This window comes from Paenibacillus jepli (assembly GCF_047238105.1).
Classification (GTDB): domain Bacteria; phylum Bacillota; class Bacilli; order Paenibacillales; family Paenibacillaceae; genus Paenibacillus_D.
The window spans coordinates 3,457,986-3,471,072 of the sequence record NZ_JBDFMD010000001.1 but is presented as its reverse complement, the minus strand read 5'-3'; the positions used below and the strand labels follow the sequence as shown (position 1 = coordinate 3,471,072).

General features: G+C 49.3%; 18 protein-coding genes and 1 pseudogene. 10 read left to right on the top strand and 9 right to left on the bottom strand.

All coding sequences use genetic code 11. The features are described 5' to 3' along the window. Positions 1-43: 43 nt before the first annotated feature. The 5 genes from ABC336_RS15365 to ABC336_RS15345 form a co-directional block, all read right to left on the bottom strand. Positions 44-319: a GNAT family N-acetyltransferase gene (locus tag ABC336_RS15365; protein WP_413239461.1), complete on the bottom strand. Its 276-nt coding sequence runs from the start codon at positions 317-319 to the stop codon at positions 44-46. 2 nt (positions 320-321) lie between these two features. Beyond that, the gene (locus ABC336_RS15360) at positions 322-558 is read right to left on the bottom strand and encodes a (4Fe-4S)-binding protein (RefSeq protein ID WP_413239460.1); all 237 of its coding nucleotides are present in this window, start codon (positions 556-558) and stop codon (positions 322-324) included. A 23-nt stretch (positions 559-581) separates the two neighbouring features. Beyond that, entirely contained in the window at positions 582-974 is a 393-nt protein-coding gene (locus ABC336_RS15355; protein ID WP_413239459.1) for a MarR family winged helix-turn-helix transcriptional regulator, read from the bottom strand. A 150-nt stretch (positions 975-1,124) separates the two neighbouring features. Then, the gene (locus tag ABC336_RS15350) at positions 1,125-1,793 is read right to left on the bottom strand and encodes a DNA alkylation repair protein (protein ID WP_413242528.1); all 669 of its coding nucleotides are present in this window, start codon (positions 1,791-1,793) and stop codon (positions 1,125-1,127) included. Between the two features lie 319 nt (positions 1,794-2,112). Next, positions 2,113-3,045 (bottom strand): NADP-dependent oxidoreductase, encoded by a 933-nt coding sequence (locus tag ABC336_RS15345; RefSeq protein ID WP_413239458.1) that lies wholly within the window; start codon positions 3,043-3,045, stop codon positions 2,113-2,115. A 164-nt stretch (positions 3,046-3,209) separates the two neighbouring features. On the opposite strand from ABC336_RS15345, the gene ABC336_RS15340 reads away from it, so the two are divergent. After that, complete coding sequence (locus tag ABC336_RS15340; protein ID WP_413239457.1) at positions 3,210-3,773, top strand: TetR/AcrR family transcriptional regulator; 564 nt, start codon at positions 3,210-3,212, stop codon at positions 3,771-3,773. A 191-nt stretch (positions 3,774-3,964) separates the two neighbouring features. Here ABC336_RS15340 and ABC336_RS15335 read toward each other — a convergent pair whose 3' ends face one another. Then, positions 3,965-4,708, bottom strand: a complete 744-nt coding sequence (locus ABC336_RS15335) for an SDR family NAD(P)-dependent oxidoreductase (protein WP_413239456.1) — start codon at positions 4,706-4,708, stop codon at positions 3,965-3,967. Positions 4,709-4,922: 214 nt separating this feature from the next. Here ABC336_RS15335 and ABC336_RS15330 point away from each other — a divergent pair, with 214 nt between their 5' ends. After that, positions 4,923-5,486 carry a TetR/AcrR family transcriptional regulator gene (locus tag ABC336_RS15330; RefSeq protein WP_413239455.1) on the top strand — a complete coding sequence of 188 codons (564 nt, stop codon included), beginning with the start codon at positions 4,923-4,925 and terminating at the stop codon, positions 5,484-5,486. Positions 5,487-5,667: 181 nt separating this feature from the next. Here the strand turns inward: ABC336_RS15330 and ABC336_RS15325 are convergent, their stop codons facing one another. Further along, the gene (locus ABC336_RS15325; protein ID WP_413239454.1) at positions 5,668-6,213 is read right to left on the bottom strand and encodes a helix-turn-helix domain-containing protein; all 546 of its coding nucleotides are present in this window, start codon (positions 6,211-6,213) and stop codon (positions 5,668-5,670) included. A 65-nt stretch (positions 6,214-6,278) separates the two neighbouring features. On the opposite strand from ABC336_RS15325, the gene ABC336_RS15320 reads away from it, so the two are divergent. Both ABC336_RS15320 and ABC336_RS15315 read left to right on the top strand, forming a co-directional pair. Continuing rightward, positions 6,279-6,668: an MBL fold metallo-hydrolase gene (locus ABC336_RS15320; RefSeq protein WP_413239453.1), complete on the top strand. Its 390-nt coding sequence runs from the start codon at positions 6,279-6,281 to the stop codon at positions 6,666-6,668. A gap of 46 nt (positions 6,669-6,714) precedes the next feature. After that, the gene (locus tag ABC336_RS15315; protein ID WP_413239452.1) at positions 6,715-7,614 is read left to right on the top strand and encodes an alpha/beta hydrolase; all 900 of its coding nucleotides are present in this window, start codon (positions 6,715-6,717) and stop codon (positions 7,612-7,614) included. A gap of 86 nt (positions 7,615-7,700) precedes the next feature. On the opposite strand, the pseudogene ABC336_RS15310 reads toward ABC336_RS15315, so the two are convergent. After that, positions 7,701-8,845: pseudogene (locus ABC336_RS15310) on the bottom strand (ABC-F family ATP-binding cassette domain-containing protein). Between the two features lie 202 nt (positions 8,846-9,047). Here ABC336_RS15310 and ABC336_RS15305 point away from each other — a divergent pair. From ABC336_RS15305 to ABC336_RS15285, 5 genes are read left to right on the top strand one after another with little or no spacing between them, the layout of a single operon-like run. Then, entirely contained in the window at positions 9,048-9,293 is a 246-nt protein-coding gene (locus ABC336_RS15305) for a spore gernimation protein GerQ (protein WP_413242527.1), read from the top strand. A 14-nt stretch (positions 9,294-9,307) separates the two neighbouring features. Continuing rightward, positions 9,308-9,694 (top strand): spore coat protein, encoded by a 387-nt coding sequence (locus ABC336_RS15300; RefSeq protein WP_413239451.1) that lies wholly within the window; start codon positions 9,308-9,310, stop codon positions 9,692-9,694. After that, a complete protein-coding gene (locus ABC336_RS15295) occupies positions 9,691-10,827 on the top strand; it encodes a zinc-dependent alcohol dehydrogenase (protein ID WP_413239450.1) in 1,137 nt (378 codons plus the stop codon). The genes ABC336_RS15300 and ABC336_RS15295 overlap by 4 nt, the downstream gene beginning before the upstream one ends. 15 nt (positions 10,828-10,842) lie before the next feature. Next, entirely contained in the window at positions 10,843-11,037 is a 195-nt protein-coding gene (locus ABC336_RS15290) for a hypothetical protein (protein ID WP_413239449.1), read from the top strand. A 12-nt stretch (positions 11,038-11,049) separates the two neighbouring features. Further along, the gene (locus tag ABC336_RS15285; RefSeq protein WP_413239448.1) at positions 11,050-11,346 is read left to right on the top strand and encodes a spore coat protein; all 297 of its coding nucleotides are present in this window, start codon (positions 11,050-11,052) and stop codon (positions 11,344-11,346) included. A 130-nt stretch (positions 11,347-11,476) separates the two neighbouring features. Here the strand turns inward: ABC336_RS15285 and ABC336_RS15280 are convergent, their stop codons facing one another. Continuing rightward, positions 11,477-12,412: a helix-turn-helix transcriptional regulator gene (locus tag ABC336_RS15280; protein ID WP_413239447.1), complete on the bottom strand. Its 936-nt coding sequence runs from the start codon at positions 12,410-12,412 to the stop codon at positions 11,477-11,479. A 204-nt stretch (positions 12,413-12,616) separates the two neighbouring features. Between ABC336_RS15280 and ABC336_RS15275 the strand changes: the two genes are divergently transcribed. Continuing rightward, on the top strand, positions 12,617-12,985 hold the full coding sequence (locus ABC336_RS15275; RefSeq protein WP_413239446.1) for a VOC family protein: 369 nt from the start codon (positions 12,617-12,619) through the stop codon (positions 12,983-12,985). The last annotated feature ends 102 nt before the right edge of the window (positions 12,986-13,087 follow it).

Here is a 13,087-nt window from a genome sequence, read left to right as displayed (position 1 = left end):
TACACCTGGTATGATGTCTTGAACTTAGCTGCAAGTTGCAATATTATTTCAATAATACATCAGCATACGATTCATGACGGTCAAATTGACCCTTAGCAAAGGGGCATAGCGGCATGATCTTCACACCCTCCGCCCGGGCATATTGTACCATTCGCTCCACTAACGCCTGTCCCACACCTTGACCACTCAGATGATCGGAAACCATCGTATGGTCTATAATAATGATATCCTTGCCACTTGGAACATAATGGATCTCCGCTTCCTTTTGATCGGCTTCCCCTACGTAAAACCCGTTCTCCGCTTCTTTAATTTCGACCACGTTTATTCCCCCTCCCCTTGCGTTTCTTTTCTCCGATATTGCAAAGCTCCGCTGGGGCATTGCCCAATCTGAGCCGCGATGGCCTCCGCCGATGCTCCATCCGCATGAACCCAAGGCTTCTTCTTCACATTGAAGACGCCCGGCAACCCCTTTACACAATTAGCAGAATGCGTGCATTTATCGGGAGAAAAGTGAACTTCAATGTCCTGCCCCACATACCGCTTGAACTCATCACTCATTAGGATCACACTCCATGAAAAGATTATAAATCTTGTGCGCTTAGGCCGATCTTCTTCAATAAAAGCAAGAGCTGTTCTTTTTCTTCGTTCGTTATAGCAGCGAGATTGGCGGATATGGTTTCCACATGCTGCGGGAAAATCTCATCGAAGAGCAATGTTCCTTTTTCAGTCAAGACCACATGGTAAGCTCGACGGTCGGTTGGATTCACCTTCCGCTCGACCATCCCTTTTTTCTGCAATTTATCGATAACGTAAGTGATGCTTCCACTGGGAATCGACAATTTCTCGCTTATTTTTTGAACGGGATGAGGCCCCTTGCTATACAGCAGCTCAAGAACCATGAAATGCTCCGGACTGATCTCATAACGATCCACATCCTTGCGAACATTATCAAAAACCACTTTGGATGCTTTCATCCAGATTCGAAAAAGTCGTAAATCCAGCTGATTTTGTTCATTGTGGCCATCCTTTGTGAAAATGGGTACTCCTCTCCTTTATCCTAATGTTAGGGTGTATACATCCTAACATTAGGACAAAGGACTGTCAACCTCCCTAGTGGCTTCCCTTCAGGATTGTTCCGTTCGTTTATTCACTTCCATCGCAATAAACTCCGGCAAATAATTGGGCGTGCAGCCCTTGGATACCATTTCATCTTTATACAGACCCGTTTTCTCACCCAGCTCAATACAACGTGCCCGATACGTTTGATCGTAAACGCCGATCCAGCCTGCCGTGAAATTCATAGCCCATTGCACTTCTGGTTCTTCCCCCGCCATATTCGCTTCAATGGCAGATAATAAGTGTGCGGTGTTATCAGGCGGTGTTTGTCCCGTCCATCTCAATCGCGCTTGATAATACCAGAAGATTCGCCTTTGAAGAGCAGCAGGACTATTCTCCCATGACTCGATCAATGCCATAGTCTTCTTGTCTTTGGTGAGTTGGTTAGCCATTAACCAATCCATTAAGTTATTTCGTTCATCATAGGTGTGAATCTGCATATCCTGATCCAGCTTATTTAGGACATCTTGAGAAAGAAGTTTTTTGTCCATGATCAAGATCGCCAACAGTCTGGGTAGAAACCGTTCAGTTGACCAAAGCTCCATCGCTAGCTCGTGGTCTTTTTTAATGTCCTTCGCGATTTTTCTTAAGTCGCCTAGCTTAGTTTCACTAGTGATTTGTGATAGAATGTCTTCTGCTTTTGAAGAGCGTTTCACTGAACTTTTCGTCTTATTCATCTGATACCACTCCTTTTTTACTATTTTTGGGATTGAAGTTATAGTAAAATGTATTGATATGCTTATACACGACCATATCAACAGGATAACCGGTGTAAATAAGGTTCGCAAGCCGTCAAGGACGATAACTGCCGCGCCCGATAGCAGACACTTGACAAGCGCCACGCGAGCCTTCTGTCCACCGGACAGAGCCAGCGGGTCTTCCGGTATATCGATGTCGAAGTCGATGGACAAGGCTTCGGCTTCGAAGGGGGGCCAGGCATTAAGATAACCACTCGAAAGATTCAAGGCCGTCCCTTCGCGAGACGGCCCTTTCGCCTTAATTCCGAATTTGGATTGCCAATTTCCCCCTGGTATGCTTGGTCTCAATTTGACGATGCGCCTTGCGCAAGGCTGACTCATCCAAAGGGAAGATCTCGTTTATGTGTACTTTTAGCTTTTGCTCCTGTACCCACCGATCAATCAGCTCTAATTCATCACGTTTCGGATCGACAACTACAAACTTCCCGTCCACACCGTATGCTTGAGCGATATCCGCAATGGCTGGAGTTACAATTGAAACCACCCTGCCACCTTTCTTCAACACCCTACAATTTTTCTCCTGTTCAAGTCCAACAACGAAATCAAGAACCATATCCACGTCTTTAGCTTCCTCAGAGAAATCCGTATTGGCGTAATCGATTACCTCATCCGCGCCTAATTGACGGACAAACTCATGATTCCTTAAGCTTGCAGTTGCGATAACATGGGCGCCTGTTAACTTGGCCATTTGAATCGCTATATGCCCCACACCGCCTGCCCCTCCATGAATGAGTACGCGTTCGCCTACCTTCAACTCCCCGTAACGGAACAATGAATGCCAAGCTGTCAGGGCAACGGCAGGCAATGCTCCTGCTTCAATGAATGTATGATTAGAAGACAGTTTTGCAATTTGATCCTCTGCAGCAACCGCGTATTCGGCATAAGTCCCTGAACTCCCCAACCCGAACACCCTGTCTCCTATCTTGAAATGTTTCACGCTGGCTCCCACTTCCCTAACTATGCCTGCAAGGTCCAGTCCTAGAACATGCGGAAATGTATGTACCGGAAAAACCTCCTGTACTCGACCTGTCCGAATGTTACTGTCGACAGGATTTACGGAACCGGCATGCAGCTCAACCATGACCTGATTGTCGTTGCATGTTGGTACGGACACTTCCTGTTCTACCAGTACGTCCGGATATCCATATTCGTGGATCGCTATTGCCCTCATCTATTGTACCCCTTTCGTTATTGAACATCTGTTGATTTACCAACATTCGTTTACTATAATTAAAATTGTAGACCGTGTCCCAGAAATCTTCAATCGTTAAGACAACTGCGATTGTTCATTAATCAACACAGCTTCGATAAATGTCCATTTTTGAGGGGGTAGCAATGGGATCCGTGGATCGCAGAATCTTAAAAACGCGAGAAGCCATAAAAAAAGCCTTCTTTGAGCTCATGGCTCAAAAAGACTTTGAGAGTATTACAGTCCAGCTTATATCGGAAAGAGCCAATCTAAATCGGGGCACGTTCTATTTGCATTACTTGGATAAATTTGACCTGTTAGACAAATGCATCGAGGAACAATTTACTGAGTTACTACGGGTCTGTGCATCGCAAGGGCATGAACAGACGCAGGTCCCTAGCTTCGAGTCCCTGCTCTCGACCACAGCGTATTTTGAAGAGCACTTCTTATTCTATTCTTGCATGCTGAACAGTAAGGGGATGCCTTCCTTTCGGGATCGTTTGCATCAATTCATGGTGAAGGGCATTCGTGAACAGTTGAATATGGACGATATAAATAAAGGGCTAAATAAGGAAATCCTGGTTCAATTCATGGCATCAGCGATTGCAGGCATTGTGGAGTGGTGGATTCATAACAAAATGCCTGTCCCTGCAAGCGAACTGGCTCGTGAATTGTGGGCCCTGTTGGAAAGAAATCAAATCCACAAATAATTGAATTTGTCTCTACTTGTGGTATGGTTCACCTTAACATTTCAAAGGCGAAATTACTTCCATGGCACTATTGCTAAAAAAAAAGCCAGCCCTTAGAAAAGGACTCGCTACACTTACCACTAAATCCACTTCGGTTATCACGGATTTTCGATTCTACAAACTCTGCTCCGAGAAATATCCGATGAGAGCCGTCAGACCGCCATGAAACCGCCATCAACAAAAAGTTCGGCGCCCGCGATGAAACTACTCTCATTCGATGCTAGGAATAGCACCGCCTTGGCTACCTCATCTGCCTCGCCGAGTCTACCGAATGGCGTCATCTGCTTCATCGCTTCCTCGGCCCCCTCATTGGCTCCAAGATACGTTTGGATTGCTGGCGTTAGGATCACTCCAGGGGAAACTACATTCACGCGGATGCCCTGACCTTTAAGGTCGGTTGTCCATGTTCGCGCGAACGAGCGGATTGCGGCCTTAGTGGCACTATAGATCGACAAATTGGGAAACCCTTTGCTGCCCGACCCCGATCCCGAAAGGATCACCGTGCCCCCAGCCTCCATTAATGGCAACGCCTTCTGTACGGTGAAGACCATACCCTTTACGTTCGTGTTGAACACACGATCGAAGTGCGATTCCTCGATACCGCCGAGTGGAGCGGACTCGGATATCCCTGCGTTAGCAAACACGACGTCAACCTTGCCGTGGTCACGCTGGATGTGCTCGTAGAGCCGATCGAGGTCGGCGGAGTTGCTGACGTCTCCCTGGACGCCGACGGCACCACGGCCGATTTCCTCCAAGGCCTCGTCCAATCGTTCTTGCCGACGCCCTGTGATGTACACATGCGCGCCTTCTGTCGCGAACAGTTTTGCCGTCATCAAGCCGATACCATCACTACCGCCCGTGATCACTACGACCTTGTTCTCAAATCGCTTTGTCATTTCATCTGCCTTCTTTCCTTAAAAGTGGAGTATTACTCCACTTATTATACGGAGGATCCCTCCATTTTTCAAGTAGCAGCGAAAACATCAACTTCCTTTTTAACTCCCTAATCCCTTTTGACACTTTCTCCGACTATCATTACACTAATGAGAGCAGAGCAACTGTCCATAAAAAGACGCTTTACGACACGGAATCACTAAAGAAGGACTGGGGTTGAAAAAATTGACTGACATAAATCCACTGAGGGCAGATGCCCAACGTAACCGCGAACGCATCCTCGCTGCGGCTGAAGATGTCTTCCTGGAGCAAGGTGCTAATGCTTCGTTGGAAAATGTCGCAAAGCGAGCGGGGGTTGGAATCGGAACGCTCTACCGGCGCTTCCCTACGCGCGACGCGCTCTTGGCTGCAACCTACAACGACCGCTTCCTGTCATTCGCACAGGCCAGTCGGGAAAGAGCTGCAGGGCTTGATCCAGCAAGTGCGGTGCGTGCCTATATTGAAGAACTCGTCCTGCACACGAACGTTTATCGCGGACTTGCTGCCTCGCTAGGAACTGTTCTTCAAGTCGGCACACCAGGGTGCCAAGCGACAAGCGAGGAGGGCATGCGGTTGCTGGACCATGCCCAGAAGGCTGGGGTTATTCGTGTTGATATCACCTTCGATGATCTGGTGTACGTCGTAACCGCGATCTCCCTTGCTGTTGAACAAGAGGGCTCGCCGGAATCTCGTATTGCTCATTTGGTCGGCTTGTTCCTCGACGGCATCAGCGTGCGGTGACGGTCCGGAAACTCTCAGATCTGTTATCCGGACTTTCAGCGTATCGATGGTGCCCATGCTGGGTACACGAAAACACCGCCACGTTGCCCATATGAACTGACCCGGAAGGTGGACACTTAGAAAAAAGTGCCTACCTTCCGGGTCATTTGGGTTTATAGCATGTTAACAGAGGGGAGTCAGGTCAAAAAGTAGGCGGAGTAGCAACCGCTAGTAGCAGCGTTTCGCCTTCCCAGATATTCTTATAACTATGGGGGATTCTGGCATCATAATAGATACTGTCCCCTTCTTCGAGCGTGTAACGTTCATTGCCCAGCATAAACTCCAATCGCCCGGAGTGGACAAACAGAAATTCCTCTCCATCGCTATGTCCGACGCCAATGTCACCGTAAGCCGCTCCTTCTTCCAATACTCCCCATATCGGTCCCATTCGGTTGCTGCTTCCTTGACTGAGCGCGTACCAGGTAATACGGGAGCCTTCGGAATGCACCAAAAGTTTGCGCTCGCTTTCCCTTACGACAATGCTTCGTTTCTCCTCGCCAAACAGATCGGTAAAATTCACGTTTAATGCATTCGCTATGCGCTTCAGAACACTGATGGACGGATTCGCCTTATCGCGTTCAATTTCACTGAGAAAAGATAAGGATACAGAGGCGGCTTGAGCTACCTTCTTGAGCGTTAATTTATGTTTCTTTCGCGTGCTTCGAATGGCTTCGCCGATCGAATTCATATGCAAGCCTCCTAAATTTTCAATGAGATTTCGCTAGCGAGGCCAGCCACACCAAAGCAAACGAAGTGAATTTTAACGTTTACGAAGAAAGCGTATTGCCTGTTGTTGAAGCTGGCTTAACGCAAACCATTGGTCCTGAGGGCGGGGAATTCCTTGATCTATTCACATTCATTCCGACACCCAGCCACAGCATCGGCCAAATGTCCATCCGTCTTAAATCCGGTGAAGAAGAAGCTTTATTCTGCGCCGACGTGATGCATCATCCGTTTCAGGTCTACAATCCGGAATGGAATTCTGTGTACTGCGAATTTCCCGATCAAGCGCGTATTTCTCGGCTCCAGGTGCTAGAGCTCATCGCGGATCGTGCGGTCATTTATTTCAGTACGCATTTCCCCGGAAGCGCGGCGGGGTACGTGACTAGCAGCGGGGACAAGTATAAGTGGGACTTTATTTAAAATAACCTGACAATAAAAAAAATGAAATACGGAAGGCGATGAGCTTATGATAACCCATGATTTTTTTAAAGATAACGAAAAAACAATCCTGATGGTTCATGGCGCGACCTATTCAATTGGCAGTCTGTACGATGTGGAGCTAGACGGCTTCACTTTTCTGGACTACCTTGCCAGCTATGGCTATGACGTGTACGCCGTGGACGTTCGCGGCTACGGCGGCTCGACAAGACCGCCTGAGATGGAGCAGCCTGCCAATCTTAATCCACCGCTTGTCCGTACGGAGACAGGGGTGCGGGATTTGGGTACAGCCGTGGACTACGTTCTGAAACGCCGGAATTTAACGAAGATCAACATACTGGGAATGTCTTGGGGGGGAACGGTTGCGGGAGCTTATACCAGCCAAAACAACGAGAAAGTAAACAAGCTTACGCTTGTCGCGCCGCAATGGCTAAGCTCCAAACCGGTTCCGATCGATACCGGAGGCCCGCTCGGTTCGTATCGCCTTGTTGCTCCCGACAGCACGAAGGAACGCTGGCTCAGCGCGGCACCCGAGCATAGACGCGATGGTCTGATTCCGGACGGTTGGTTTGAACAATGGGTCAAAGCCACTCTTGCTTCGGATCCGGGGAGCTTAACCGATCATCCTGAGCATATCCGGGCGACCAACGGCCCCATCCTGGATATCCGCGAATACTGGACAGTTGGCAAAGCTTTCTATGATCCTAAGGATGTCACGGTTCCCGTCCTTCTTGTCCATGCCGAGTGGGATATCGATGTCCCTCTTGATTTGTCTCGGAATTTCTTCACTTCCCTGACAGGAGCCGCCTATCGCCGCTGGGTGGAAATCGGTGAAGGAACGCACATGGTATTGCTAGAGAAAAACAGACTTCAGGCTTTTCAAGCCATCCGAGGTTTCTTAGACGAAGCATACGCGCCGGCGAAGTAAAGCTACCACTGCACGAGCGGACTTAAAGATGATAACTCTTTCTCATTTATGGTAAGGTTCTACATCACGGATTTGTCCATTGGCTTCTACAGACTCTGCTCCGTCACTCCCGCTACAGGGTCGAAGGTTAACATCTTCGTCCCGATCTTATCGATGAAGAAGCGATCATGACTTACCGTAATGACGGCACCGGGAAAATGGATGAGCGCTTGCTCCATGACCTGAATACTCATGAGATCCAGATGGTTGGTAGGCTCGTCCAAGACAACAACCGCCGCACCCGATAGAAGACACTTGGCAAGCGCCACGCGAGCCTTCTGTCCGCCGGACAGATTGCCGATCACTTTGCTCAGATCCGCTTCCGAGAATTGCAGCATGGCTAGGAATTTGGCCACCCTTTTGCGCGGGGCGTCCAGCCCCAATCCATACGTATTCACCGCGTGACTGACGGTATCCTTGGGATCAAGCTCCTCCCACATTCGGTTGAAGTAGGCGTAGCTGACGCCCTTCTCCCAGATCACCTCTCCTGACTCCGGCTTCTCCGCCCCGGTAAGGATCTTGATGAGCGTGGACTTCCCGCTTCCGTTCGGTCCCGTGATCACCAAGCGATCTTCCTTCTCTGCTCCAGCCAGGTGATGCCTTCGATGTCCAAGTAATTGGTAGGCTCGTCGAGCAGGACGACATCGGGCAGCTCAATGAGCATCTTCGCGAGCGCCGCGCGGTTACGCCATCCCCCGGACAGCTCATCGATCGGCTGATTGCGAGATCTGTCGTTGAATCCTAGCTTCGTGAGCACGGTATTAATTTCGACGGACACGTTCCAGCCATCGAGATGATCCATTTGCTCGAATAACTCCGCCTGCCGCGCTAGCAGCTGCTCCATTCCGTTATCGTCTGCAACCAAACCCAGCTGATCTCCGACCTCTTGCAGCTCTCGTTCGATCTGGGCAACCTGCTCGAAGCATCGTTCCAGTTCTTGCTGAACGGACAGGCTTCCGCTTAATTCCGAGAATTGCGAGAAATATCCGATGTTCACCTGAGGATCGATTTCTACTCTGCCGGACGTTGGCTCTTCCTTGCCCATAATGAGTTTAAATACCGTAGACTTGCCTGCACCGTTCCGTCCGATCAGGCCGATCCGTTCCCCTGGCATCACTCGAAAATAAATATCGCGAAAGATCAGGGACTCTTCATACTTCTTCGTCACATTCTCCAACCGTATTATGCTCATGGCTCTCACCCTTCTGGTTCCAACACTCTAGAGTGATTATACCATCCTCGTCATAAAGATTCTTCTCTGATCGCCAACATGCGCAGCTTCCCCCCTCTGTTCTCTTTATTTCCGGCGTAGTTCTAGCCACTGTGCAGGGACCAATTTTCCATGCATATCGCTGACTCCTTAGGGAAAAATATCCTCGATGATTAAGGGGGTGATAAAAATGCAACCTCTAGCTCCGCATGAAGCGTTAGAGATTCACGAAGCAATTAATTTCAAAACGTTATGTCTGGCCAAATCGAAGCTGATGCAAGGTCTCGTGTTTGACCAAGAACTGAAGGATTTAATGCAAAAGGACGTTAATCAGACGCTCCAAGCCTTGACCGATTTGCAGGCTTTATATACGCGGGCGCCGTTCAGCGCTCCTGTACCGGAAAAACGGCCCAATCCCATTCTAAACTGAGGTGACCTCCATCAATGACTATGGATTACTTGGATCCGTCTGAGGCGCTGAATATGCCTGAGAAGGCGGATATGACCTTCGCTCTGGATTTTCTCGTGCGCGTGAAGGACGGCGTGCGCAACACCGCCTTTTCTTTGACGGAAACCGCATCACCGGATGCACGAGCACTGCTGCGCGCCCAGCTGAACCAAGGCATTGCGCTGCATCAGGAAATCTCGGAGCTGATGATCCGGAAGAAATGGTTCCATCCCTATGAGCTGCAAGAGCAGTTTCAGCTGGATATGCTTGGAGCGACGCAGACGATGGACATCGCGAGGATGAAGCTGTTCCCCGACGACACATCACGCAAAGGTATGTTCGACCGTACGCCGGACGAGCATTTGGGAGGTCATCAAGCATGAAGGCAGTAACCTATCAAGGCATAAAGAATGTCATGGTCAAAGAAGTGCCTGATCCGAAAATCGAAAAGCCGGACGATATGATCATTCGTGTGACAGCCAGCGCAATTTGCGGCTCGGACCTCCATCTAATACATGGAATGATACCGAATATGCAGGAGGATTACGTAATCGGTCATGAGCCGATGGGCATTGTCGAGGAAGTAGGACCGGAGGTCACCAAGCTGAAGAAAGGGGATCGCGTCATCATCCCATTCAACATCAGCTGCGGGCATTGCTGGTACTGCCAGAACCACTTGGAAAGCCAGTGCGACAACTCGAATGAGAACGGCGACATGGGCGCTTATTTCGGATACACCGGCACAACCGGCGGCATTCCTGGAGGGCAGGCTGAATATTTGCGGGTACCTTTTGCCAACTTTACACATTTCAAAATCCCGGAAAGCTGTGAACAGCCCGACGAGAAGCTAAGTGTAATCTCCGACGCGATGTCGACGGCCTTCTGGAGCGTCGACAATGCGGGAGTGAAAGACGGGGATACGGTCATCGTGCTCGGCTGCGGCCCGGTCGGCCTATTTGCGCAGAAGTTTTGCTGGCTGAAGGGAGCCAGACGGGTCATCGCCGTAGATGTGCTGGATTACCGGCTGCAGCACGCAAAGCGGACGAACAGCGTGGAGATCATGAACGCGGAGCAGTATGAGAACGTTGGCAATAATCTGAAGGAGATGACGAAGGGCGGTGCGGACATCGTGATCGATTGCACCGGCATGAGCGGCAAGATGTCGCCGCTTGAGCAACTGGCCTCCGGCCTCAAGCTGCACGGCGGCGCGATGGGCGGTCTTGTGATCGCCTCCCAATGCGTGCGCAAGGGAGGTACCATCCAGGTGACCGGCGTCTATGGCGGAAGGTATAATGCCTTTCCTTTCGGAGACATCTTCCAACGCAATGTGACGGTCAAAACCGGACAAGCTCCGATGATCCACTACATGCCTTATATGTATGAGTTAGTGGACACCGGCAAGATTGATCCGAGCGATGTAGTGACACACGTGATCCCTCTCAGCGAAGCGAAGCAGGGATATGAGATATTTGACACGCGACAGGATAACTGCATCAAGGTCGTATTAAAACCGTAGAAGGGAGCACAAGCTATGGAATACGCATTACATGAAACGCTGGAGGTCCACGAGTTGGCTGCCTTCAACACCGTCTGCCTGACGAAGTCCAAAACCATGCAGGCGCTGGTCAGCGATCCGGCATTAAAGGAAATCTTGCAGCGAGATGTTGAAGTTACGACGCGGAAGCTGCAGGAGCTCGGCGCGATCCTATCCAAAGTCAAATCTTAGGCGGGGGACAACATGAACATAATACTAGAGCATTTAACCAGGATGAATGTACTAACCGATCAGGTCATTGTGATGGATTATTTAACAGCTGCCAAATCCGCGGTGCGCAATTATGCCGTAGCCGTTACGGAAGCCGGCACGCCTGAAATTAAGGAGACGCTGATACGTCAGTTGAACGAATCGATCGATATGCACGAGCAGATTACAAATTACTTGATGGTGAAGGGTCTTTACCATCCATGGGATCAACAGGAACAGCTGCAGCTTGATCTGCAGAACATCCAGACGGCGTTAAGCCTTCCATCCTGATGATACACTCAATCTAAATCCACTTTACACGCATGATGTTAATCTTAATTCTGACCGGGGAAGTAAATTACTCCTCCGGTCAGTAGTACATAACCATGTTTTGGTGAAAACTGCTGCTACCAACAAAATATCAGTAGTATTTTAACATTTTTTCGGCTTCTTCCCGAATCCGGAAACGTAAAGACTCCGGTTCCAAAACCTCAACCTTTCCTCCCCAGCTCAGGATATGATGCAGCAACTCCTCCGGCGTTCGAACGCGGAAGTGGATCAAGAGACATTCCTCCCGCTCCTCGATCTCTGCCAGATAAAAGCTAGTCGACTCAACAATTACACTTAACATATCCTGATCGGTTCGTACAAGCACGCCTACGTTGCGGTCATCCTTAGGACGATAATGGCTCAAGTTAAATCCATGTGGTATAGCAAAGTGCTGATCCAATATAGATAGTTCCATCATCCGTGACAAACGGAAATGACGGATATCCTGTCTCAGTTCGCAATACGCAACCAAAGTCCAATGGCCTTGAACTAGAGCCAATCCATAGGGGGCAATCTCACGCTTACTTTTAGAATCCGTTGCTTTCTTCTGATAAATAATCCTTATCTTTCGTCGTTCCAGAATGGCTCTTCGGACCTGCCCGAGATAATCCTTTTCCCTCGCGCCTGTAACCGGTTCGCTAGGGTGCCGAAGCTGCATGGTTTCACGAATGCGTGTCGACTCCTCCTGCACGGGTTGGGTAAGAATAGCTTCAATTTTGCGTCGAGCTGCTTTTGCTATAGTTGCGTAATCGCCATCTAAACGTTGTTCAATAAAATCAGTACCCATCAGCAGGGAGACAGCCTCTTCAGCGGAAAATGCGACTGGCGGAAGAAAGTATCCCTCCATTAGAGAATATCCATGACCGGGGGTGGCGAGTATCGGAATTCCCATTTCGCTTAAGGCTTGAATGTCTCGATATATCGTCCGTACACTCGTCTCGAATCGAGCGGCCAAATCCTCTGCTCTAATCACCTTATTTCGTTGCAATTCTAGCATGATGGCAAGCTGCCGGTCTGTTTTGTTCATGTCCTTTTCCCCAGTTCTACTATATAAAGTCGTCACCCCATAGATTAGATACATTCGTACAGACATCCCTTTGTTCCTGCTTCCATGACCGAGTAAGAGAAAATTTCGAAAAAATGAAAGGACGCTACTGACATACTGTTGGCAGTAGGGGGCTAGTATACTCAAGACAACACCCTAAACAACCCCAAATACAAGGAGGACGTTATGTCAGCTATTGGACCCGACTTCATTTCACTTCAAGTGAGCAATCTTGAAGGCTCTGCGCAATTCTATCAAAACTATCTCGGACTGGTCCGATCACAGGCGGGACCCCCTCATGCTGTGGTCTTTGAAACAAAACCTATTGCCTTTGCGCTTCGTGACCTCATGCCAGGAATAGAACTCGGTTCAGGTGCTCAGCCTGGACTTGGTATCGCTCTGTGGCTTCTTGCCCCTGATGCGCAAGAAATCCACGACAAGCTCTTTGCAGCAGGTATACAGATTACATCCCCGCCAATAGATGGACCATTCGGGCGAACCTTTACATTTGCCGATCCCGATGGTTACCTCGTTACCCTTCACAGTAAAGCCTGATATGCAAAATTGTAGAACCTACGCAAAATGGGGAGAATCCTTGTAACGCAAGGACGCTCCCCTTTGTTTTTACCAAAAAGCTCGTCATTTGTGATACGGTTC